Origin of the sequence: Thauera chlorobenzoica (assembly GCF_001922305.1) — a bacterium.
Classification (GTDB): domain Bacteria; phylum Pseudomonadota; class Gammaproteobacteria; order Burkholderiales; family Rhodocyclaceae; genus Thauera; species Thauera chlorobenzoica.
Genome location: NZ_CP018839.1, coordinates 2,013,831 through 2,036,470 on the forward strand (window position 1 = coordinate 2,013,831; position 22,640 = coordinate 2,036,470).

A 22,640-nucleotide genomic window follows, 5' to 3' on the forward strand; every position below is an offset into this window, starting at 1 on the left:
CGCGCGGCTGCATCGGACATCGGGCGGCAAGCCCGGCCGTGGTGGCTGGACTCGCCGCCCGCTGCCGTCGGCGCGGGCCGGCCTACTTGCGCCCGAGGCCGCCGAGCAATACAGCGATCGGGCGCTGGCTGCGGCGCAGCGGGTCCGGCTGGTCCGGGGAGGCCGTGCCGGGCGGGAGTTGCGTGGCAATGACAGCGTTGACCGGCTGATAGGGCTTGCTGAAATCGAAGCCGTCGGCGGCGATCGTCGGGCGGTTGCGGCGCGGGGTGCTGCGCGCACTTTCGCGGGAGCCGGGGACGTCGCGTTCACGGGGGGCGCTGCGTGCGGGGCGCGGGCGTTCGCCGGCCTCGCGCTCGGGCGGCGGGCGGCGCGAGCGCTGGCTGCGGCTGCCGGCCTCGAAGAATTCGGGCTCCGGGTCGAAGCCGGGCACGACCTCCTGCGGAATCTCGAACTTGATCAGCTTCTGGATTTCGGCCAGCCAGTGCTTTTCCTCCGAGCTGACGAGCGAGATCGCATTGCCCTGGTGGCCGGCGCGGCCGGTGCGGCCGATGCGGTGCACGTAGTCTTCGGCGGTGTGCGGCAGCTCGAAGTTGATGACGAAGGGCAACTCGTCGATGTCGAGGCCGCGCGCGGCGACGTCGGTGGCGACCAGCACGCGCAGCCTGCCGCTCTTGAAGGCCTCGAGCGTTTCGGTGCGCTGCTGCTGGCTCTTGTCGCCGTGGATGGCGTCGGCCGAGATGCCGCTGCGCTCGAGGAAGTGGGCCAGGCGTCCGCAGACGATCTTGGTGTCGACGAAGACCAGCGCCTGGGTGTCGGGCTTGTGCCGCAGCAGGTGGGCGAGCAGGTTGCGCTTCATGCCCGAGGACACCGGATGCACGACGTGGGTGATCGTCTCCGACACCATGTTGCGGCGTGCGACCTCGATCAGCTGCGGGTTCTTCAGCATCTGGTCGGCGAGCTTCTTGATCTCGTCCGAGAAGGTCGCCGAGAACAGCAGGCTCTGGCGCTGGGCCGGGAGCAACGCGAGGATGCGCTTGATGTCGGGAATGAAGCCCATGTCGAGCATGCGGTCGGCTTCGTCGAGCACCAGCACTTCGACCTGGGACAGGTTGATCGACTTCTGTTCGATGTGATCCAGCAGCCGCCCCGGCGTGGCGATCACCACTTCGATGCCGCGGCGCAGCTCCATCTGCTGCGGCCGGATGTCGACGCCGCCATAGACGCACACCGAGCGCAGCGGCAGGTGCTTGCTGTAGGTCTTGACCGACTCGTACACCTGCATCGCCAGTTCGCGCGTGGGCGCGAGGATCAGCGCGCGCGTCTGGTGGCGTGCCGGCGATGTGCTGGTGCTGGCGTGGCGGGCGATGCGGTGCAGCAGCGGCAGGGTGAAACCGGCGGTCTTGCCGGTGCCGGTCTGCGCGCCGCCCATGACGTCGTGGCCGGCGATGACGGTGGGAATGGCCTGGCGCTGGATCGGCGTCGGCTCGGTGTAGCCGGCGTCGGCGACGGCTTGCAGCAGTTCGGGAATCAGGCCGAGATCGGCGAAGCTCATGGGTGCCTTCGGTTGGGGGCGGCTCGGGCGCGGCCGTCCGGATTGCGAAAGTCCGGATTATACACGGCGCACAAAACCGTTCCGGGTCAGAGGGTTCGGTGAGGGGGCAGCACCAGCGGGGCGGCCGCTGGCTAACGCTTGAGGGTGAGGAAGGCGGTGACTTCCTCGCGGTCGTGGTAGAGCTGCTTGATACGCAGATCGAAGGGGCCGACGCTGGCGAGGCGCTTGCGGATCAGCTCGCGGCATTGCTCGACCGCTTCGAGCCGGCGCTTCATCGGCAGCTTGAGGTTGAAGATGGTGTAGCGGCAGCGCCCGGTGGCGATCCACTCGGCCATCAGCGAAGCGATCCGCGAGGGCTGCTCGACCATGTCGCACACCATCCAGTCCACCGGCCGCTGCGGCCGCCAGGTGAAGCCGTCGGCGCGCAGGTGTTCGACCATCTCGGTGGCCATCACGCTGTCGCGCAGCGGGCCGTTGTCGATCGCGGTGACGCGCAGGCCGCGGCCCACCAGCTGCCAGGTCCAGCCGCCGGGGGCGGCACCGAGGTCGACCGCGCGCTGGCCGGCGCGCAGGATCGTGTCGCGCTCGCCGTCGTCGAGCAGGGTCATGAATGCTTCGGCGAGCTTCATCGTCGACCGGCTGGGCGCGTTCGAGGGCATGCGCAGGCGGGGGATGCCCATCGGCCACGGTGCGCACTGCCCCGGCTGGCCGGCGGCGAGCCAGGCGGTGGTGGCATCGGTGAACACGACATGCAGCACCGGCAGTCCGGCACGGCTGGTGCGCAGGCAGCCGGCCTTCTCCAGCGCCTTGCTCAGCGGTTCGGTGAAGCGCTTGCAAAAGCCCGAGCGCTGCTTGGCCTCGTCGGTGTCCGGGGTTTCCAGCACGACGCCGGAAAAGCGCTGGCCGCAGGCTTTGACCGCGGCGACGATGGGCGTGGCGCGGTCGCGCTCGGGCAGTTCGTCGATGCGGCCGAACCAGGGCAGCAGTTGGCGGGCGAACGTCGCGCGGCGCCAGTCGGTGGTCTGGCCGAAAGCGCCGAGCGGGGTCGGCTCGAAGGTTTCGAACAGCGCGAAACCGGTGTTCGGCCCGGCGCGGAGATGGCCGATCAGGCCGGCTTCGGCGGCGAAATCGTCGAGCTCGGCGGCCAGTTCCTTTTCGAAGCCGGCGCGGCAATAGCCGATCAGGCCGGCGCAGTGCAGGCCGGCGGCGGGAGTGTGCTGATTCATCGGGGTGAGGGTGCGCAGGCGCTGAAGTATGATTGGGCCTTCGGTCGGGATGCGACGGGCCGGAAGCCGGGATGATAAGCCGCCTTGCGAGGACTGGCGAGCACGCCGGGATTCCGGGCCGCTTTGCCGGGACATGCCGTAACAGCCGCACAACAGGCTGGCGGCGGGCCGCAGCCGATCGATCGACAACAGGAGAGCACATGAACAAGCGTCAAATGCAGTACCGTCCGCTCGGTGAAGCGGGTCCGCAGGTGTCGGCGATCTGCCTGGGGACGATGACTTTCGGCCAGCAAGCCGGCGAGGCCGAGGGGCACCGCCTGCTCGACCATGCCTTCGAGCGCGGGATCAACTTCATCGACACCGCCGAGATGTACCCGGTCCCGAGCCGCGCCGAAACCAGCGGTGCCACCGAGTCGATCGTCGGCAACTGGCTCGCGCGCAAGCCGCGTGAAAAGCTCGTCATCGCCACCAAGGTGACCGGTCCGGCGCGCAGCCTGGGCTGGATCCGCGGTGGGCCACCCGCACTCGACCGGGCCAACATCCGCGCCGCGGTCGAAGGCAGTCTGCGCCGGTTGCGCACCGACTACATCGATCTCTACCAGCTGCACTGGCCCGAGCGCAACCAGCCGCTGTTCGGTCAGGGCAGCTTCGACCCCGCCCGCGAGCGCGCGTGCACCCCGATCCGCGCCCAGCTCGAGGCCCTCGCCGAGCTGGTGGAAGAAGGCAAGATCAGGCAGATCGGGTTGTCGAACGAGCAGCCCTGGGGGGTGATGGAGTTCCTGCGCGTGGCCCGCGAGTCCGGCCTGCCGCGCGTGGCGACGGTGCAGAATTCGTACAATCTGCTCAATCGCGTCTATGAGTATGGTCTGAGCGAAATCTCCTATCGCGAGAAGGTGGGGATGCTGGCCTACTCGCCGCTGGCCTTCGGTCACCTGTCGGGGAAATATCTGGCCGAACCGGCTGGAGAAGGGCGAATCACCCTGTTCGAGAGTTTCGGCGTGCGCTACACCAAGCCCGGCGTGCAGCCGGCAGTGCGCACCTATGTCGAGCTCGCCCGCCGCCATGGCCTCAGCCCGGCGGCGCTGGCGCTGGCCTTCGTGTACTCGCGCTGGTTTGTCACCAGCACCATCATCGGTGCGACGACGATGGCCCAGCTCGTGGAAAACCTCGACGCCTGGGATGTCGTGGCGGACGAGGATTTGTGCCGGGAAATCGACGCCGTCCACCTGCTCCATACCAATCCCGCGCCCTGAGCGGCAGGGCCTCGTGTTCACCGCGGCCGTGTTACAACTACGGTCCGCGGGGCGGCTGCGGCACGACTATAATCCCGCCGCTTCCGGGGCCGTCGCCCCGGCCCTTGCCGATGCGTGCCGAGCCATGAATACAACGCGGTTGAAACTTCTGTTCAGCGTCTTTTCCGGCTGCGCCGCCGCCACTGTGCCGCTGCCTGCATTCGCCGCCGCGCCGCCGCAGCAGCAGATCGAGCTCTTCCATCGCCTGCCGGAAACCAGGGCGGCGGCCCTTGCCGGCCTGGTCGAGCGCTTCAATGCCCAGTCGAAGGAGGTGCGCGTCGTCCTGTCGCAGGCCGACTGGCGCGGCGCCGCGCCGCACCTGCTGATCCTCGAGGGCGACGATGAAGACGATTTTGTCGCCGGCAAGCCGCGTTTCAAGCCGCTGCATGCGTTGATGCGCGAAAGCGGGGTGGCGCTGCAGACTCTGCGTCCGCCGGCGATGATGACGCGTACTCCGGTGGACGCCCAGGGCCGCCTGCTGGCCTTGCCGGTCGGGCTGTCGACGCCGGTGCTGTTTCTCAATCGCGATGCGCTGCGCCGCGCCGGCATGAATCCGGACACGACCCGGGTCGACACCTGGTTCGAACTGCAGGAAACCCTGGGGCGTCTGGCCGACACCGGGCACGCCTGCCCGTACACCGTGTCCGAACCCGGTCGCGTGATGGTGGAGAACCTCAGCGCCTGGCATAACGCGCCGGTGGCGACCGCCGCCGGAAAGGTCCATGTGCCCAGCTTCAACGGCATGTTCCAGGTCAAGCACGTGGCGATGATGGCGAGCTGGACGCGGGCGCGCTACCTGCATGTCTTCGGCCACCAGGCCGAAGCCGAGCAGCGCTTCGCCAGCGGCGATTGCGCCGTGATCGCGGCGCCCTCGGCGAGCTGGGTGGACTTTCGCCGCACTGGCAAGCTCGATGTCGGCGTTTCGCGCCTGCCGTACTACGAGGATTTTCCCGGGGCGCCGCAGAACACCGTCGCCGATGGCCCCGCGCTGTGGGTTGCGGCGGGCAAGAAGCCCCAGGAGTACAAGGCGGTGGCGCGCTTTGTCGCGTTCTGGCTGCAGCCCGAGAACCAGGTCGCCTGGCAGCGCGAAACGGGCTACCTGCCGCTCAATCGCGCCGGCCTGCTGGCGTCGCGCAGCGAGCTGCTCGGCAACGACCTCGAGAACGTGCGCGTGGCGGTGGATCAGCTCACCCACAAGCCGGCCACCCCGCAGTCTTCGGCCCAGCCCGTGGTCGAGCGCCAGAAGGTGCGGCGCATCCTCGACGAGGAACTGGCCGGAGTGTGGGCCGACGAGAAGGCCGCCAAGGAAGCGCTCGACAATGCCGTGATGCGCGCGCGCAACGGCCGCTGAGCGCACCTTCCGCCGTCCGCGTTCGCCACAGGCCTTACGTACCTTGACGCCGCGTGTCCGCGGCACCTACCATTCCGCTTTTTCCGCGAGCGTGCCCGCCTTGTCCGTCAAGCAGCTTTTCGCCCCGATCGCCGCCGACATGCAGGCAGTGGATGCGGTCATCCGTAACCGCCTGTATTCGGATGTGGTCCTGATCCGTCAGGTGGCGGAGTACATCATCCACAGTGGTGGCAAGCGCCTGCGCCCGGCGCTGGTGCTGTTTACCGCCGGCGCCATGGGCTACCAGGGCACGCAACACCATGAACTGGCCGCCGTGGTCGAGTTCATCCATACCGCCACCCTGCTGCACGACGACGTCGTCGACGAATCCGAACTGCGCCGTGGCAACAAGACCGCCAATACCATGTTCGGCAACGCCGCCTCGGTGCTGGTCGGCGATTTCCTCTATTCGCGGGCCTTCCAGATGATGGTCGGGGTCGACGACATGCGCGTGATGCGCGTCCTCTCCGATGCGACCAACGTCATCGCCGAAGGCGAGGTGCTGCAGCTGCTCAACTGCCACAACGCCGACGTCGTCGTCGATGACTACCTGCGCGTGATCCGCTACAAGACCGCCAAGCTGTTCGAGGCTGCGGCGCGCCTGGGCGGCATCCTGGGCGGGGCGAGCGAAGAGCAGGAGGCGCGCCTTGCCGCCTTCGGCACACATCTGGGGACGGCTTTCCAACTCATCGACGACGTCCTCGATTATTCCGCCGACGAAGCCGAGACCGGCAAGCACCTCGGTGACGACCTCGCCGAAGGCAAGCCCACCCTGCCGCTGATCTACGTCATGCAGCACGGCACGCCGGAGCAGGCCGCCCTGGTGCGCAATGCGATCGAGCACGGCGGCCGTGATGATTTTGCCGCGGTGCTCGGCGCGATCCAGGCTACCGGCGCGCTCGACGAAACCCGCCGCTACGCACAGGCCGAGGCCCAGCGCGCAATCGAGGCGATTTCCGTGTTGCCCCCTTCCATTTTCAAGGACGCGCTGCTACAATTATCAGACTTTGCAGTTTCGCGAAAACACTGATATATTGGTGGGCTTCGCAGCACTACAAGTACTCTGCAGTACAACGTCGGGGAATAGCTCAGCCTGGTAGAGCACTGCGTTCGGGACGCAGGGGCCGGAGGTTCGAATCCTCTTTCCCCGACCACTCATTCCCGGGAAACGCCCAAGTGATTCAGTCACTTGGGCGTTTTGCTTGTGGGCTGGCGCGATATCCGGCATGTCGAGTGTGACGAGTGCGACGACAAGCATTTTCGCCTCCCGGTCGACGGGCCGAGCAGTTCGTACATGGCCGTCGCCTCAATACATCTCGATTGCGAGTGCGATGCCCTGGCCGCCGCCGATGCACAGCGTTACCACGCCGCGCTTCAAGCCGTCGCGTTGCATGCTGTGCATCAGCCGCGTGGTCAGCACGGCACCCGAGGCCCCGATCGGGTGGCCATGCGCGATCGCGCCACCCTGGACATTGACCACGTCCTCGGCAAGCCCCAATTCGCGCAGACAGGCCAGCGCAATGGCGGCAAAGGCCTCGTTGATCTCGATGCGATCGACGTCACTGATCGACCAGCCGGCGCGCTTCAGCGCCTGCCGCACGGCAGGCACCGGTCCGAGTCCGAACATGCCGGGTTCAACCGCCGCCACGCCGTAGGCGGCGAGGCGGGCGATCGGTACCAGCCCGTTGCGTTCTGCCCATGCGCGCTCGGCGACGATCATCGCCGCCGCCCCCGAGTTGAGCCCGGGGGCATTGCCTGCGGTGATCGTGCCGTCCTTGCGGAAGGCAGGACGCAGCTTGGTGAGCGATTCGGCGGTCGTTTCCGGGCGGTTGTGCTCGTCACGCTCGAAGCGGGCCGCTCCCTTGCGTCCGGGTACTTCGACGGCGACGATCTCGGCGTCGAACAGCCCCGTCGCCTGGGCGTCGGAGAAGCGCTGCTGCGAGCGCAGCGCCCAGCGGTCCTGTTCCTCGCGCGAAATCTGGCAGTGGGTGACCAGATCTTCGGCGTGCCAGCCGGAGTGCTGGCCGCTGAAGGCATCGTTGAGCCCGTCGTACAGCATGCTGTCGAGCAGCGTGACGTCGCCCATGCGCGCACCCCAGCGTCCCTGCGGCAGCAGGTAGGGGGCGCGGTCCATGTTCTCCATGCCGCCCGCCACCGCGCAGTCGATCATGCCGGCGCCGACTTCGAGCGCCGCACTGACGATCCCCTGCGCGCCGGAGCCGCAGACGCGGTTGACCGTGAGCGCTGGCACCTCGACCGGCAAACCGGCGCCGATGCCGGCCTGGCGCGCGGGATTCATGCGCCCCCCGGCCTGGATCACGTTACCCATCACGACCGCTTCGACCTTGTCGCCGGCGAGGCCCGCACGCTCAAGCGTGGCGCGGATGACCGCGGCGCCCAGGGTGGGGGCGGCAACGTCCTTGAGGCTGCCGGCGTAGGCGCCGATCGCGGTGCGAACCGGAGCGCACAGCACAATTTCACGCTTGCTCATGATGGATCCTCCAGTCAGGTAAATTGTCGTTTACGCGCCGTTCGGGTCAGTCCGCCGCAAACACCCCGATAGCGCCACCAGGATCGTGACGATCCATCGGGTCAGGCTGGGGGCCGTGCTGCCGGCGACGGGGACGCTGCTCATGGAAGGGCTCCGTCCTGCGGGCCCTCGATCAGGATCGCGCCTTTTGCGATTTGCGTAATCGCTGCGTGCCGCGCCCACCTGCCGAATATCAAAGTGACGCATGAATCAGGCGATGTCTTCCTTGCGCTCGTGCAGTGGCGGAATGCGCAGGTGGATGTCGCGCCCATGAGGGGCGTCGAAGTCGAGCACCGGTCCCGCCGGGACGATTCCGTTCGGGTTGATCGTGATGTGGCTCCGGTAGTAGTGCTCCTTGATATGGCGCAGGTCCACCGTGGCGGCCACGCCGGGCCATTGATACAGCTCGCGGGTATGGCCCCAGAGCTGCGGGTAGTCGCTCAGGCGGCGCAGGTTGCACTTGAAGTGGCCGTGATAGACCGCGTCGAAGCGCACCAGGGTGGTGAACAGGCGCCAGTCGGCTTCGGTGATGCGCTCGCCGAGCAGATAGCGCTGGCCCGACAGCCGGGCTTCGAGTCCGTCGAGGGCCGCGAACAAGGCCGCTACCTCGCGTTCGTAGACCTGCTGCTCGGTGGCGAAGCCGGCCTTGTACACGCCGTTGTTGATGGTGTCGTACACGTGGGCATTGATCGCGTCGATCTGCGCCAGCAACTCCGCCGGAGCGTAGTCGCCGGGCCGGGCGCCGACGCCGTCGAAGGCCGAGTTCAGCATGCGGATGATTTCGGCCGACTCGTTGCTGACGATCGTGTTGCGCTCCAGGTCCCACAGTACCGGCACCGTCACCCGGCCGCTGTAACCGGGTCGGGCGCGCAGATAGACTTCATACAGATGGCGCGCCTGCCCGACCGGATCGGTGATGACGCCGGGCGCTGGTGCGAATGTCCAGCCGTTGTCGGCCATGTGCGGATTGACCACCGACACCCCGATAATCGCTTCGAGCCCCTTCAACACACGGAAGATCAGCGTGCGATGGGCCCACGGGCAGGCCAGTGAGACGTACAGGTGGTAGCGCCCGGGTTGCGCCGCGAAGCCGCCTTCGCCACTCGGGCCGGGGCGGCCGTCGGGGGTGATCCAGTTGCGGAACTGCGCCTCGCTGCGCACGAAGCGTCCCGCGCTGGCCGCGGTGTCGTACCACCGATCGACCCATTTGCCGTCGATAAGCAATCCCATCCTGGCCTCCTTCGCGCGCTTTCGCAGGCATTGCCGGATGCGGATGCGCGCCCGGCGGTTCGAGTCTGCCATGCGATGTTTCGTTCAGGCGCGCCCCGGAGAACGGGCTCCGGCCGCATCGCCGCGCAGCTTCGACCCGTCTCCCGGCGCTGCTCTCAGTTCTGGATCGCTTCGAGCGCGACCGTGATCGTCACGTCGTCGCCGACGTTCGGGGCGAACTTGCCGGCGTTGAACTCGCTGCGCTTGATCACCACCGTGGCGTCGGCGCCGATCGCGTCCTTCTTGAGCATCGGGTGCGGCATGTTGGTGAAGTTGCTCACCTTCAGCGTGACCGGCCTGGTCACCCCCTTGATGGTGAGATCGCCGTCGATGGCGACCGGCTTGTCGCCTTCGAACGTCACCGCGGTCGACTTGAAGGTGGCGGTCGGGTACCTGGCGGTGTCGAGGAAGTCCTCGCCCTGGATGTGGCCGTCGAACGTCTCGTAGCCGGTATCGACCGAGGTCATGTCGATGGTGATGTCGACCGCGCCGGTCCTGGCAGCCTTGTCGAGGGTGATGGTGCCGCTGGTCTTGTTGAATTTCGACAGCTGGGTCGACAGGCCGAAGTGGCTGTACGAGAAGCGCGGGAATGTGTGGGTGCCGTCGACGGTGTAGGTCGCGGGCGCGGCCAGCGCCGGGGCGGCGGTCGCGGCGCAGACGAGCAGGGCGGCGGAAAGTCGGGCGAAGCGGTTCATGGCGGAGTGTCCTTCAGGGGAGGTAAAAAAGCACAAGGGGGTGGATGGAGGGCGGCTTACTTGGCGGCCGCGGCGGTGATGCGGAACTTGATCACGACGTCGTTGGCGACGATGTCGAAGGCTTTCCACGCGCCTTCGCCGATCGAGAAATCGCCGCGCTGGATCGTGAGATTGCCGTCGAACACGGCACTGTCGCCCTGCGCCGTGAACGTTGCCGGGACGACGACGTCGCGGGTCGTGCCCTTGATTGTCAGCCGGCCGGCGACTTCATAGCGGTTGCCGCCGAGCGCCTTGACGCCGGTCGATTCGAAGCGGGCAACCGGGAAGCTCGAGGTGTCGAACCAGCTCCGGGTGGCCACTTCGGCGTCGCCCTCGGCGCTGCCGGTATCGACGCTGGCCAGATCGACTTCGACCGCTGCCGTGGCCGCGGCCGGGTCTGCCGGGTCGAAGCGCAGCTCGCTGGCGAAGGTGCCGAAGCGGCCCGCCATCGACACCCCCATCTGCCGGTAGTCGAAGTCGATCCGGCTCTGCTCGGCCCGGACCCGGGTGTATTCGACGGCGTGGGCGGTGCCGGCGAGGGCGAGCGCGCCCAGGAGCGCGATGGCAATGCGGTTCATGATCGGATGTCCTCTGCGGTACGGTGGGGCGTTCAGGCGGTACGACGCGGCAGGATGCGGGTCAGCACGTCGTCCTTGTCGATGAAATGGTGCTTCAGGGCGGCACCGGCATGGCCCAGCAGCACCGCGACCAGCAGCAGGTTCAGGCTCAGATGCACGGTCTGCAGCAGGTCGCCGAGTTGCTTGTCCTTGCCGAGCAGGTCGGGGAGCGGCAGGACGCCGAACCACACGGTCTGGAAGCCCTTGGCCGAGCTCATCAGCCAGCCCGACAGCGGGATTGCGAGCATCAGCACGTACAGCAGGTAGTGGCCGGCGTGTGCTGCCAGGCGCTCGATCCGGGGCATGTGCCCGGGCAGGGCGGGAGGGCGGTGGGTGACGCGCCAGGCGAGGCGGAATACGGCGACCAGGAACATGGTGACACCGGCCCACTTGTGCCATGCGTACAGCTGCAGCTTGGTCGGCGACAGCGGCAGGTCGTGCATGTAGAAGCCCAGGCCGAGCAGCCCGAAGATGAGGGCGGTGGTGACCCAGTGCAGGGCCTTGGCCGTGGCGGTGTAGTGCGTGCTCATGTCCGGTGTCCTTGGGCGGCGCGTCCGGCGGCGGTGCCGGTGCACGCGATGGGTGGACTGTATGCGGCACGTGGGAGTTTAAATAGAGGACAATCGTCAACTCACAGTTGCCTCTGATGGAACAATAAACCGGCTCGACGCCATCGCCTCGTCCGGCCGCTTGGCACGGGTGCTCTCCGCAAGTACCTGAGCCGGTAGTCGACGTTGCATCCCGTGCAGAACCTGGTGGCCTGCTCCGGCTATACTGGTCTGCACGAAATCGATGCGGGATTGCCTTCGGAAAGAGGAGCAGCCGCCCGATTCCAGCCCCGAAGGTCGGGGATGATCATCATAATTTTCGAGTGAACCCGCCATCGTGAAATCGACACGCGCCCTGATCGCCGCTTCGATCCTCCTTGCAGTGCCCATCGCTGCCCCGGCTACCGGAGCGGCTGAGCGTATCGCCGTCGCCGAGGCCTCCGACAGCGTCGCGGCCAAGGTGCTTCTCGAGCGCGCCGTCGCGCGCTACAAGGCTGACGGTGACGCCGCCTTCGCCGCGTTCAGCCGCGCCGGTGAATTCCTGTCCGGTGACTTGTACGTCTATGCGCTCGGCTTCGACGGCACCATGAAGGCCAGCGGCGGACCGTCCATTACCCTGATCGATCGCAACATCGGCGACCTGAAGGATGTCGATGGAAAGCCGTTCATCCGTGAAATGATCGACGGCGCCCGGGCCAAGGGGGCGGGCACAGTGAAGTACCGCTGGCTCAACCCACAGTACGGCAAGACGGTACAGAAGGTCACCCATTACCAGGCCGTGGGTGATGCCATCATCGCGGTCGGTTACTACATCGCACACGCTTCGGCGGAGCAGGCCCGGTCGATGCTCTGGCGGGCAGTTCACGAAATCAAGCACGAACCCGAAGCCGCGATCCGCACGTTCAACGACCTCAACGGCGGTTTCATCCAGGACGATCTCTACGTCTTCGTGGTCGATGTGGACGACATGCGGGTGCATGCCCATGGCGCGCAGCCGCGCCTGGTCGGGAAGACCGTCGGTGATCTGCGCGACCCGGGCGGAAAGCTGTTCATCCAGGAAATGGTGCGGCTGAGCGGGGAGCGGGAGGTCGCGGAGGTCGACTATCTGTGGACGAACCCCGTCACCCGGAAAACGGAGAACAAGGTCTCCTACGTCAAGCGCGTGGGGCGCTATCTGGTCGGCGTCGGAGCCTACCCGAAAGAGTGATCCCGATAGCGGGCGGCGGACTCGCCAGTCATTCCGGATGTGCGGTTCCGCCACCGCAGGGTGCCTCCCCGCCTCATCCTGACGTCATGATCCGGGCTGTCGGAGAGAGCGTCCGTGGCCGCCGCAGGTTGCATGACGGGTCAATGACGGCTACCTTCCGGCGACGTTTCCCGTACCCCGGAGCATCGCGTTGACCGACGTCGACCTCTCTCCCGGCCTGATCCTGATCCACGGCAACCAGGCCGAGTCCCTGCGCGACCTGCTCGTCACCTGGATGAAACGTCATCCGCTCGCGCCGCTGGAGACCGAAATGGTCCTGGTGCAGAGCAACGGCATCGCGCAGTGGCTCAAGTTCGCGCTCGCCGCCGACGCCGGGCGGGGCGGCTGCGGCATCGCCGCGGGGCTGTCGTTCTCGCTGCCGTCGCGCTTCCTGTGGCAGGCCTATCGTGCGGTGCTCGGGCGCGATGCGGTGCCGGAGGTCTCGCCGTTCGACGAGACGCGCCTGCGGTGGCGGCTGATGCGCATCTTGCCGGCGCTCGGTGCCGAGCCGGTGTACCGGCCGCTGCAGCGCTTCCTCGATGACGATGCCGACTTGCGCAAGCGCTTCCAGCTCGCCGAGCGTGTCGCCGACCTGTACGACCAGTACCAGGTGTACCGTGCCGACTGGCTGGCGGCGTGGGCGCGGGGGGAGGATGTGCTGATCGACGCCCGTGGCGAGGTGTCGCCGCTGCCCGAGGACCAGCGCTGGCAGGCCGCGCTGTGGCGCCACCTGCATGCCGACATCGGGGCGGCGCGCCCGGCAACGGGCGGTGCGGCACGGGCGGCGGGCGGGCGTGCCACCGTGCACGAAGCCTTCCTCGAGCGCGCCCGCGCCCTTGCCGACTCACCGCGACCGCCTGCGCTGCCGCGCCGGGTGCTGGTGTTCGGCATCTCCGCGCTACCGCGCCAGTCGCTCGAAGTGCTGGCCGCGCTCGCGCAGTGGTCGCAGGTGCTGATGTGCGTGCATAACCCGTGCGAGCATTACTGGGCGGACATCGTCTCCGGGCAGGACCTGCTGCGCGCGCGCGCGTCGCGCCAGGCGCGCAAGCCGGGTTCGCCGCCCGCGCTGAGCGAGGAGGCGCTGCACCTGCACGCCCATCCGCTGCTTGCGGCATGGGGCAAGCAGGGGCGCGACACGATCGCGCTGCTCGACGAGCACGACGACCCCGGCGCCCGGGCCGGCCACCAGCACCGCTTCGCCGCCATCGGCGAGCGCATCGACCTCTTTGTCGCCACTGCCGGTGCCACCCTGTTGCAGCAGCTCCAGGACGACATCCGTGCGCTGCGTTCGCTGCCCGAAATCCGGCGTCTCGGGCGCACGGTCGACCCCGCCAGCGACCGCTCGCTGTGCTTTCACGTCGCCCACAGCCGGCAGCGGGAAGTCGAGATCCTCCACGACCAGCTTCTCGCCGCCTTCGATGCCGACCCCGGGCTGCGTCCGCGCGACGTGATCGTCATGGTCCCCGACATCGACGCCTACGCCCCCCACATCGAGGCCGTGTTCGGGCTGAACGAGCCCCACGACCGGCGCTTCATCCCCTTCAGCCTGGCCGACCAGGGCCCGCGCCGCATCGACCCGCTGCTCAATGCGCTGGAGTGCTTGCTCGGCCTGCCGCAGTCGCGGCTGGCGGTCAGCGACGTCCTCGACCTGCTCGAAGTTCCGGCGCTGCGCGCGCGCTTCGGGCTCGCCGCGGATGACGTGGCGGTGCTCCACCGCTGGATCCGCGGGGCCAACATCCGCTGGGCGCTGCACGGCGAACAGCGCACCCAGCTGGCGCTGCCCGACGCCGGCGAGGCGGCGCCGAACAGCTGGCTGTTCGGCCTGCGCCGGATGCTGCTGGGGTACGCGGCGGGGATTGAGGCGGCGCCGTGGCAGGACATCGAGCCCTATGGCGAGATCGGCGGCCTCGATGCCGCGCTGCTCGGCCCCCTCGCCATGCTCCTCGCCCGCCTCGACGACGCCTGGCGCATGCTGCGCACGCCGGCCACGCCGCGCGCCTGGGGCGAGCGCCTGCGCGCCCTGCTCGCGCACTTCTTCGCGCCGGCGACGGCGGCCGACGCCTACACCCTGTCGCGCCTCGAGGCCGCGCTCCAGCGCTGGCTCGACGCCTGCGACGAGGCGGCGCTGGACGAGCCCCTGCCGCTGGCGGTGGTGGCCGGACACTGGCTCGACAGTGTCGACGACGGCGGCCTCGGCCAGCGGTTTTTCGCCGGCGCGGTGACCTTCGCCACGCTGATGCCGATGCGCGCGATCCCGTTCCGCCACATCTGTCTGCTGGGGATGAACGACGGTGATTATCCGCGCACCCGCGAGCCGCTCGACTTCGACCTGATGGGGCGCGACTATCGCCCCGGCGACCGCTCGCGGCGCGAGGACGACCGCTACCTGTTCCTCGAGGCGCTGTTGTCGGCGCGCGAACGCCTGTACGTGTCGTGGGTGGGGCGCAGCATCAACGACAACACCGAGCGCCCGCCTTCGGTGCTGGTCGGCCAGCTGCGCGACCACCTCGGCGCCGGCTGGCGCCTGGCGGGCGATAAGGTGTCCAGCGCGGCGGAGGCGGCGCGGGCGCTGCTTGCGGCGCTCACCGTCGGGCACCCGCTCCAGCCTTTCAGCATGCGCTACTTCGCCCCCGATCCGGCCCCGTCGGCGCTGTTTACCTATGCCCACGAATGGCGTCGCGGCGCGCCTCCGGCGTCCGCCGCCGGGGCCGCCGCGCTGCCGCCGATGCCGCGCGAAGAGCCGCTCAGCGTGGGCGAGCTGGCCGATTTCCTGCACGATCCGGTGAAGGCCTTCTTCCGCCGCCGCCTCGGGGTCGCGTTCGAGCACGAGGATCCGGCGAGCACGGATGTCGAGCCGTTCGTTCTCGACGGCCTGCAGAAGTGGCAGCTGCAGGACGAACTGATCACCGCCCAGGCCGATGCCCTGGACCGGGGCGAGGCCCCGGCAGCAGCGCGCGAAGCCTGCCTGGGGGCGATCCGCCGTCGCGGCGAGCTGGCCGCGGGGGCCTTCGGCGAGCGCCTCGCGACCGAGTTGGCCGAGCCGATGGAGGCCTTGTTCGACGCCTACGCCCAGGCCCTCGCACGCTGGCCGCGGAAGGTGGAGGGCGAATTCGAGCTGCGCTTCGAGGCGGTATGCGACGGCGTCCGCCTCGAACTCGCCGACTGGCTCGGCGGCCTGCGCTGCAGCGACGGTGACGGGGGCGGCGAGGCCAAGATCGCAGAGGGAGCGGGCGCGGGAGGAGCCGCCGCGGGCGCCGTCCCGGGCGCCTCATCCGCCGTCATCGTGCTCGAACGCAGCGACCTGGTGAAGGAGCGCCACTACCGCGGCGAAAAACTGATCCGCCACTGGGTCCGGCACCTGGCCTGGCAGTGCGCCCGGGGCGCGGTGACCACGGTGGTGGTGAGCAAGAAAGGGGTGGTCGTGCTCGCGCCGCTCGAGGCCGCCGCTGCCGCCGAGCGCCTGCGCGACCTGCTCGCCGCCTGGCAGGCCGGAATGGGCCGCCCCCTGCCGCTGCCTCCCCGGACCGCATTCGCCTGGCTGCGCGCGCGGCCCGGCTCCGCGCACGGCGGGGAGGTGGAGCGGGGGGACGGGGAGCGGGAGGAAGGGAGCGTAGCCGGCAAGGCGCTGGCGGCGGCGCGGACGGTCTACGAAGGCGGCTACGGCAATGACGGCGAACTGGGTGCCAGTCCCTATCTGCGCCGCGCCTTTCCCGACTTCGATGCCCTCGTCGGCGGCGGCGAGTTCCAGGCGCTGGCCGAGCACCTGCTGCGCCCGCTGCAGGACGCCATCCACCAGCGGGCGGAGGGGGCGGAGGGGGAACGGCGAGGGCGGAGGAACGGTGGGGCAGGGGATGCAGGAAGCGGGAGGAGCCGGAAGTGAACGTCGAACAGGTGAAGGCATTCGGGGGCGCGGCGCAAGGGGGCGAGCTGCCGGGTGGCAGTGGCGGGCGGGTGGGTGTCGGCCCCGCGGGTGCGGGAGGTGGCCGATGAGCGCGCCGCACTCCATGACGCCGGCGGCCGGTGGCGGCGCTCCCCTCGATCCACTGCGCTTCCCGCTCCACGGCCAGCGCCTGATCGAGGCCAGCGCCGGCACCGGCAAAACCTTCACCATCGCCGCGCTGTACGTCCGCCTGGTGCTGGGCCACGGCGGCGCGGATGCGTTCGCGCGTGCCCTCGCGCCGCCCGAGATCCTCGTCGTCACGTTCACCGAAGCGGCGACCAAGGAGCTGCGCGAGCGCATCCGCGCCCGCCTCGCCGAAGCCGCCGCAGCCTTCCTCCCCGCGCCGCAGGGGGAGGGGGCGCAGGGGGAGGGGCCGACGGCGGTGGATGATGACTTCCTCGCCCGCCTGCGCGCCGACCATGCTCCCGAGCACTGGCCGGCCTGCGCGCGCAAGCTGCAGCTCGCCGCGGAGTGGATGGACGAGGCCGCGGTATCGACGATCCACGGCTGGTGCAAGCGCATGCTGCGCGAGCACGCGTTCGCCAGCGGCAGCCTGTTCACCCAGACCCTGGAGGCGGACCAGGGCGAACTGCTGGCCGAAGCCGTGCGCGATTACTGGCGCACCTTCATCGTCCCCCTCGATGCCGCGCAGGCCGCCGAAGTCGCGCACTGGTGGAGCGGGCCGCAGGCCCTGCAGCAGGCCCTCGAGCGCCTCGTCGGGCACGCCGCGGCGCTCGAAGCGTCGGCTCCGCGCAGCGCGCCCGCGGCGCTGCTCGGCCAGGCGGCGGCCGAACGGGAGCGCCGCCTGGCTGCGCTGAAAGCGCCCTGGCCGGGCTGGGCGGACGAACTGCAGGCCCTGCTCGAGCGGGCGGTGGCCGGCGCCTGCGTCAATGGACAGAAGCTCCGGGCGCAGTATTACCTGCCCTGGCTCGACAAGCTGCGCGCCTGGGCGGGCGACCCGGGGGCGGTCCACCTCGAGCTGGGCACGGGGTGGACGCGGCTGACGCCGGCCGGACTGGCCGATGCCTGGAAGGCGGACAAGGGCGCGCCGCCGTCGCACCCTGCGCTGGAGGCGGTCGCCGCGCTGCCGGCGGCGCTGGCGGCCTTGCCCGACGCCTTTGGCGACCTGCTGCGCCATGCCGCGTGCTGGGTCGCCGCGCGCTTCGCCGCCGAGCAGCAGCGCCGTGCGCAAATGGGCTTCGACGATCTGCTGACGCGGCTCGATCGTGCGCTGCAGGGCGACAACGGTGCGGGCCTCGCCGAGCGCATCCGCAGCACGTTCCCGGTGGCGCTGATCGACGAGTTCCAGGACACCGACCCGGTGCAGTTCCGCATCTTCGACGCGGTGTACGGGGTGACCCGGGCGGGCGCGGACCCGCACTCCAGAGCCGGGATGCCGTCCGCGCTGGTATTGATCGGCGACCCCAAGCAGGCGATTTACGCTTTCCGCGGCGCCGACATCTTCACCTACCTCGCCGCCCGGCGTGCCTGCGCCGGCCGCCGGTACACGCTCGGCCGCAACTTCCGCTCGACGGCGCCGATGGTGGCGGCGGTCAACCGCTGCTTCGGTTTCGCCGAGGCGCGCTCCGCCGGGGCTGGTGCCTTCCTGTTCCGTCCCCCGGGCGCAAGCCCGGACGACAACCCGCTGCCCTTCATTCCCGCCGCAGCGCAGGGGCGGAAGGAGACGCTGGAGATCGACGGCCGGCCGGTCGCGGCGCTCACCGCATGGTGGCTGGCGGCGCGGGAGGACGGCAAGAGCCTGCCCAAGGGTGCCTACCGCGAACAGATGGCCGCCGCCTGTGCCAGCGCGATGGTGCGCCTGTTGAACCGCGGCCGCGCGGGAGCGGCGGGTTTCGTCGCCGGGACCGGGTTCGCTGCGCTGCGCCCGCGCGACCTCGCCGTGCTGGTCCATACCCGGGACGAGGCCGATGCGATCCGCGCCGCGCTTGCCGTGCGCGGCGTGCGCAGCGTGTACCTGTCCGATCGCGACTCGGTGTTCGACAGCGCCCGCGCCGAGGAACTGCAGCACTGGCTCGCGGCGTGCGCCGAGCCCGACGACGCGCGCCTGCTGCGCGCTGCGCTGGCGACCGCGACCCTGGGGCTGGACTGGGCCGCGCTCGATGGCCTGGACCGCGACGAGCGCGCGTGGGAGGCCCGCGTGCTGCAGTTTCGCGGCTATCGCGAGCTGTGGCGCCGCCAGGGAGTGTTGCCGATGCTGCGCCGGCTGCTGCACGACTTCGACGTCCCCGCGCGCCTGCTCGGCGCCGCCGCGGTGAACGGCGGCGAGCGGGCGCTGACCGACCTCCTGCACCTCGCCGAACTGCTCCAGCAGGCTTCTGCCGTGCTCGACGGCGAGCATGCCCTGATCCGCCATCTGGCCCGCCAGCGCCAGCCCGGCGCGCGCACCGGGAGCGGCGACGAGGGGCGCCAGATCCGCCTCGAAAGCGACGCCGACCTGGTCCAGGTTGTCACCGTGCATAAGTCGAAAGGCCTCGAATATCCCCTCGTCTTTCTGCCGTTCGCCTGCTCCTGGCGCCGGGTCGGGGCCGCCGACCGCCCGCTCACCGTGCATGACGCCGGCGGCCGGGCGCAGCTGCTGCTGTGCGCCGACGAGGACACGCTCGCCCGCGCCGACCGCGAGCGCCTGGGCGAGGATCTGCGCAAGCTCTACGTCGCCCTCACCCGCGCCCGCCATGCGACCTGGGTTGGGCTGGCGCCGCTCGACGAGCTCGAGCACAGCGCCTTCGGCTACCTCCTCGCGGGGGGCGCGCCGATCGCTCCCGCCGCCCTCGAAGCCCACTTGCGGGCGCTCAAGGGCGAGGCCGACTGCATCGCGGTGGCGCCGGCCCCCGAGCCCACCGCCGAGCGCTACGCGGCGCCCGGCGCCGATGCCGTGCCCGGCCCGGCGCGCCGGCCGCGGCGCAGCGTGCGCGAGCACTGGTGGATCGCGAGCTATTCGGCGCTGAAAACCGGCGGGCACGGCGACGGCCTCCCGCCCGCCGTTGCGGATACAGTCGCCGATGCGATCGCCGATGCGGTTGCCGAGGCCGAGGCGCGCGGGGTGCGTCCGCCCGCGGCGCCGGACAGCGCCGCCGAAGCCACTTTCCACGAAACCCTGCACGCCACGCCGCTCCTCGCCGCGCCGCCGCACAGCGTGCCGGCGCAGGGCGCCGGCCTGCACGCCTTCCCGCGCGGCGCCGAGGCCGGTACCTTTCTCCACGAGCTGCTCGAATGGGCCGCCGAGCGCGGTTTCGCGTCCCTGGCGGCTGACCCCGGTGGGCTGCGTGACACGGTCGCGCGCCGCTGCCGGATGCGCGGCTGGGAGGCCTGGATCGGGCCATTGACGGCGTGGCTGGAGCACTTCCTCGCCGCCGAACTGGCGCTGCCGGCCGCGCCCGGGCGGGCGGCGACCCGCTTGCGCCTGGCCGGCCTCGGCGCCGTGGTGGCGGAGATGGAGTTCTGGCTTACCGTCGATACGCTCGATACCCGCGTCCTCGACCGCCTCGTGTGCGCCCACACGCTGGACGCCGCGGCCCGCCCGGCACTGCTCCCCGACACCCTCGGCGGCATGCTCAAGGGCTTCATCGACCTGCTGTTCGAGCACGAGGGGCGCTTCTACGTCGCCGACTACAAGTCGAACTGGCTGGGGGCCGATGACGGCGCCTACACCGCCGCGGCGATGCGGGCGGCGGTCCTCGCCCAGCGCTACGAGCTCCAATACACCCTCTATCTGCTGGCGCTGCACCGCCTGCTGCAGGCGCGGCTGCCCGGATACGACTACGACCGCCACGTCGGCGGCGCGCTCTACCTGTTCCTGCGCGGCAGCCGTGCGCCCGGCGCCGGCGTGCACTTCGAGCGCCCGCCGAAGGCCTTGATCGAGACCCTCGACCGGCTCTTCGCCGGCACCGGCGCGGTGGGCGGAGGGGGGGCGGTGGCTGCCCGGCTTGCGGAGGGGAGCGAATGATTCCCGCCCTGCCGACGCCTTTCCCGGCGCTCCTTCCGCTCCCCGGCGCTCCGGCGCCGGCGGATTCCGCCCGCCAGGCGGCCGGCGACCCTGCCGGCGACGCCCGCGGCCGGATGCAGGCACTGATCGCGCGCTGGGCGCAGCGCGGCTGGCTGCGCCCGCTCGACGCCGCCTTTGCCGGCTTCCTGTGGCGCGAAGTGCCCGATGCCGATCCGCTGCTGGTGCTCGCCGCGGCGCTGGCCAGCCACCAGCTCGGCCGCGGCCATGTCTGCCTCGATCTCGCCGCCACCCTCGCCGATCCCGCGCTCGCCCTCTCCCTGCCGCCTGAAGCGGCGGACGGCGAGGACGAGGGGGCGGACGACCTGCCCGCGCGTGTGCTTGCCGGGCTCGAGCTGGCGCGCTGGCAGCGCGCGCTCGACGATCCGCGCCTGGTCGGTTGCGGCGCCGGGGCGACGCCGCTGGTGGTGCGCGGCACGCGGCTGTACCTGCGGCGCTACTGGCAGTACGAGCAGGCGGTGGGCGCGGCCCTCGACGCGCGCCTCGCCCGCTCTGCGGCGCTCGCCGCTACGCTGCCGTGCGCGGCGTTGCGTGCGGCGCTCGATGCGCTCTTTCCCGCTGCCGCCGGGCCTGTGCCCATGCCCGCGCCCGACTGGCAGAAACTCGCCTGTGCGCTCGCCGCGCGCAGTGCGTTCGCGATCGTCACCGGCGGTCCCGGCACCGGCAAGACCACCACCGTGGTGAAGCTGCTCGCCCTGCTCCAGGCGCTGGCCCTGTCCGCCCCCGCCTCCGGCGGCGCGCCGGCCCGGGCACTGCGCATCCGCCTCGCCGCGCCCACCGGCAAGGCCGCCGCCCGTCTCAACGAAGCCATTGCCGGCGCCGTTGCCCGCCTTGCGCTGGACGGCCTGGCGCAGGGCGAGGCGGTGCGCGCGGCGATTCCGACCACCGTCGGTACCCTCCATCGCCTGCTCGGCAGCCGCCCGGACAGCCGCCGTTTTCGCCATGGCGCCCGCAATCCGCTGGCGCTCGATGTGCTGGTGATCGACGAGGCGTCGATGATCGACCTCGAGATGATGACCGCGGTGCTCGCGGCCTTGCCCCCGCGCAGCCGCCTGATCCTGCTCGGCGACAAGGACCAGCTCGCCTCGGTGGAAGCCGGCGCCGTGCTCGGCGAGCTGTGCGCGCAGGCGCACCGGGGGCGCTACACCCCGGCCACGGCCGCGTGGCTGCGGGCGGTGAGCGGGCAGGACGTAGCCGCGGCGCTGGTCGATCCCACCGGCAGTGCGCTCGACCAGGCGGTGGCCATGCTCCGCCACAGCTTCCGCTTCGCCGCCGGCAGCGGCATCGGCCGGCTCGCCGCGGCGGTCAATGCCGGCGCCGCGGAAGAGGTCGTGCAGGTGCTGGCGGCATCTGCCGGAACGCAGGAGGCACTGCAATGGATCGCCCTCGACGGCGAGGACGACGCCGTGCTCCGGCGCCTCGTGATCGAGGGCGGCACGGCCGACCGGGGGCCGTCCGCAGGGGCGGCGCCGGGCGATCGGGGCGGCGCTCGACGCCGTGGCTACCGCCACTACCTGGAGGAGATGCGCCGCCGGCGGCCGCCGCACACGGCAGGCGCCGCCGCGATCGACGCCTGGGCGCGCGCGGTGCTGCAGGCGCACGGCGAATTCCAGCTCCTGTGCGCACTGCGCCGCGGCCCCTGGGGGGTGGAAGGGCTCAATGCGCGCGTTGCCCGGATGCTGCACGCGGCCGGGCTGATTCCCGCGGTCGACGGCTGGTATGCCGGGCGGCCGGTGCTGGTCACCCGCAACGACTATGCGCTGGGGCTGATGAACGGTGACATCGGGATCACCCTGGCGGTACCCGAGCCGGCCGCGGAGGGCGGGATGGAGGGCGGGATGGAGGGGGCGGTGCGCTTGCGCGTCGCCTTCGCCGCGGGCGACGGCAGCGGCGGTATCCGCTGGGTGCTGCCGAGCCGCCTGCAGGCGGTGGAGACGGTCTATGCGCTGACGGTGCATAAATCGCAGGGCTCGGAGTTCACCCACACCGCCCTGGTGCTGCCGGAGCGCCTCGCGCCGATCCTGACCCGCGAGCTGCTGTACACCGGCATCACCCGCGCCCGCGGCTTCCTGACCCTGGCCACGGCGGGCGGGGACGCGCTCGTCGCCCAGGCCGTGCACCGCCGGGTGGTGCGCGCGAGCGGGCTGCGCGGGGAGGGTGCGATGCGGTGAGCGGAGTCGGGAGGAAATTCCACGGGTGTGTTGCATTTATCCATCGGAGTACGGGATACTGTATACAAAGAAGGCGAGCGCTGCGCCAGCAGCGCCGAACGACA

General features: G+C 70.3%; 14 protein-coding genes and 1 tRNA gene. 8 read left to right on the forward strand and 7 right to left on the reverse strand.

The genetic code is table 11. From position 1 onward, the window contains the following. Positions 1 to 82: 82 nt before the first annotated feature. Positions 83 to 1,552, reverse strand: coding sequence for a DEAD/DEAH box helicase (locus Tchl_RS09360; RefSeq protein ID WP_075148162.1), 1,470 nt, complete (start codon positions 1,550 to 1,552; stop codon positions 83 to 85). Between the two features lie 131 nt (positions 1,553 to 1,683). Beyond that, complete coding sequence (gene rlmM, locus Tchl_RS09365) at positions 1,684 to 2,778, reverse strand: 23S rRNA (cytidine(2498)-2'-O)-methyltransferase RlmM (protein ID WP_075148163.1); 1,095 nt, start codon at positions 2,776 to 2,778, stop codon at positions 1,684 to 1,686. A 215-nt stretch (positions 2,779 to 2,993) separates the two neighbouring features. Between rlmM and Tchl_RS09370 the strand changes: the two genes are divergently transcribed. From Tchl_RS09370 to Tchl_RS09385, 4 genes are all read left to right on the forward strand, one after another. Beyond that, positions 2,994 to 4,031 carry an aldo/keto reductase gene (locus tag Tchl_RS09370; protein ID WP_075149670.1) on the forward strand — a complete coding sequence of 346 codons (1,038 nt, stop codon included), beginning with the start codon at positions 2,994 to 2,996 and terminating at the stop codon, positions 4,029 to 4,031. A 124-nt stretch (positions 4,032 to 4,155) separates the two neighbouring features. Continuing rightward, on the forward strand, positions 4,156 to 5,421 hold the full coding sequence (locus tag Tchl_RS09375; RefSeq protein ID WP_075148164.1) for an extracellular solute-binding protein: 1,266 nt from the start codon (positions 4,156 to 4,158) through the stop codon (positions 5,419 to 5,421). A gap of 100 nt (positions 5,422 to 5,521) precedes the next feature. After that, complete coding sequence (ispB, locus tag Tchl_RS09380; protein WP_075149671.1) at positions 5,522 to 6,490, forward strand: octaprenyl diphosphate synthase; 969 nt, start codon at positions 5,522 to 5,524, stop codon at positions 6,488 to 6,490. 47 nt (positions 6,491 to 6,537) lie between these two features. Next, a tRNA-Pro gene (locus tag Tchl_RS09385) sits at positions 6,538 to 6,614 on the forward strand. A gap of 152 nt (positions 6,615 to 6,766) precedes the next feature. Here the strand turns inward: Tchl_RS09385 and Tchl_RS09390 are convergent. The 5 genes from Tchl_RS09390 to Tchl_RS09410 all read right to left on the reverse strand — a co-directional run bounded on the left by Tchl_RS09390 (position 6,767) and on the right by Tchl_RS09410 (position 11,140). Then, positions 6,767 to 7,951, reverse strand: coding sequence for a thiolase family protein (locus tag Tchl_RS09390; protein ID WP_075148165.1), 1,185 nt, complete (start codon positions 7,949 to 7,951; stop codon positions 6,767 to 6,769). Positions 7,952 to 8,200: 249 nt separating this feature from the next. Then, positions 8,201 to 9,220, reverse strand: a complete 1,020-nt coding sequence (locus Tchl_RS09395) for a glutathione S-transferase family protein (RefSeq protein ID WP_075148166.1) — start codon at positions 9,218 to 9,220, stop codon at positions 8,201 to 8,203. A gap of 155 nt (positions 9,221 to 9,375) precedes the next feature. Then, entirely contained in the window at positions 9,376 to 9,954 is a 579-nt protein-coding gene (locus Tchl_RS09400) for a YceI family protein (protein ID WP_075148167.1), read from the reverse strand. 56 nt (positions 9,955 to 10,010) lie between these two features. Further along, complete coding sequence (locus Tchl_RS09405; protein WP_075148168.1) at positions 10,011 to 10,571, reverse strand: YceI family protein; 561 nt, start codon at positions 10,569 to 10,571, stop codon at positions 10,011 to 10,013. Positions 10,572 to 10,603: 32 nt separating this feature from the next. After that, positions 10,604 to 11,140, reverse strand: a complete 537-nt coding sequence (locus tag Tchl_RS09410) for a cytochrome b (protein ID WP_075148169.1) — start codon at positions 11,138 to 11,140, stop codon at positions 10,604 to 10,606. 355 nt (positions 11,141 to 11,495) lie between these two features. Here Tchl_RS09410 and Tchl_RS09415 point away from each other — a divergent pair, with 355 nt between their 5' ends. The 4 genes from Tchl_RS09415 to recD all read left to right on the forward strand — a co-directional run bounded on the left by Tchl_RS09415 (position 11,496) and on the right by recD (position 22,536). Then, positions 11,496 to 12,365, forward strand: a complete 870-nt coding sequence (locus Tchl_RS09415) for a cache domain-containing protein (RefSeq protein ID WP_083945205.1) — start codon at positions 11,496 to 11,498, stop codon at positions 12,363 to 12,365. Between the two features lie 190 nt (positions 12,366 to 12,555). After that, complete coding sequence (gene recC / locus Tchl_RS09420; protein WP_075148171.1) at positions 12,556 to 16,284, forward strand: exodeoxyribonuclease V subunit gamma; 3,729 nt, start codon at positions 12,556 to 12,558, stop codon at positions 16,282 to 16,284. A 106-nt stretch (positions 16,285 to 16,390) separates the two neighbouring features. Further along, on the forward strand, positions 16,391 to 20,308 hold the full coding sequence (gene recB / locus Tchl_RS09425; RefSeq protein WP_232311556.1) for an exodeoxyribonuclease V subunit beta: 3,918 nt from the start codon (positions 16,391 to 16,393) through the stop codon (positions 20,306 to 20,308). Next, the gene (recD, locus tag Tchl_RS09430) at positions 20,305 to 22,536 is read left to right on the forward strand and encodes an exodeoxyribonuclease V subunit alpha (protein WP_083945206.1); all 2,232 of its coding nucleotides are present in this window, start codon (positions 20,305 to 20,307) and stop codon (positions 22,534 to 22,536) included. The genes recB and recD overlap by 4 nt, the downstream gene beginning before the upstream one ends. The last annotated feature ends 104 nt before the right edge of the window (positions 22,537 to 22,640 follow it).

Bases quoted from the DNA above. Each gene is read 5' to 3' on its own strand.
- recD (WP_083945206.1), top strand. From the start codon at position 20,305: ATGATTCCCGCCCTGCCGACGCCTTTCCCGGCGCTCCTTCCGCTCCCC.
- Tchl_RS09370 (WP_075149670.1), top strand. From the start codon at position 2,994: ATGCAGTACCGTCCGCTCGGTGAAGCGGGTCCGCAGGTGTCGGCGATC.
- rlmM (WP_075148163.1), bottom strand. From the start codon at position 2,778: ATGAATCAGCACACTCCCGCCGCCGGCCTGCACTGCGCCGGCCTGATC.
- Tchl_RS09410 (WP_075148169.1), bottom strand. From the start codon at position 11,140: ATGAGCACGCACTACACCGCCACGGCCAAGGCCCTGCACTGGGTCACC.
- Tchl_RS09375 (WP_075148164.1), top strand. From the start codon at position 4,156: ATGAATACAACGCGGTTGAAACTTCTGTTCAGCGTCTTTTCCGGCTGC.
- Tchl_RS09390 (WP_075148165.1), bottom strand. From the start codon at position 7,951: ATGAGCAAGCGTGAAATTGTGCTGTGCGCTCCGGTTCGCACCGCGATC.
- Tchl_RS09400 (WP_075148167.1), bottom strand. From the start codon at position 9,954: ATGAACCGCTTCGCCCGACTTTCCGCCGCCCTGCTCGTCTGCGCCGCG.
- Tchl_RS09360 (WP_075148162.1), bottom strand. From the start codon at position 1,552: ATGAGCTTCGCCGATCTCGGCCTGATTCCCGAACTGCTGCAAGCCGTC.
- recB (WP_232311556.1), top strand. From the start codon at position 16,391: ATGAGCGCGCCGCACTCCATGACGCCGGCGGCCGGTGGCGGCGCTCCC.
- Tchl_RS09395 (WP_075148166.1), bottom strand. From the start codon at position 9,220: ATGGGATTGCTTATCGACGGCAAATGGGTCGATCGGTGGTACGACACC.
- Tchl_RS09405 (WP_075148168.1), bottom strand. From the start codon at position 10,571: ATGAACCGCATTGCCATCGCGCTCCTGGGCGCGCTCGCCCTCGCCGGC.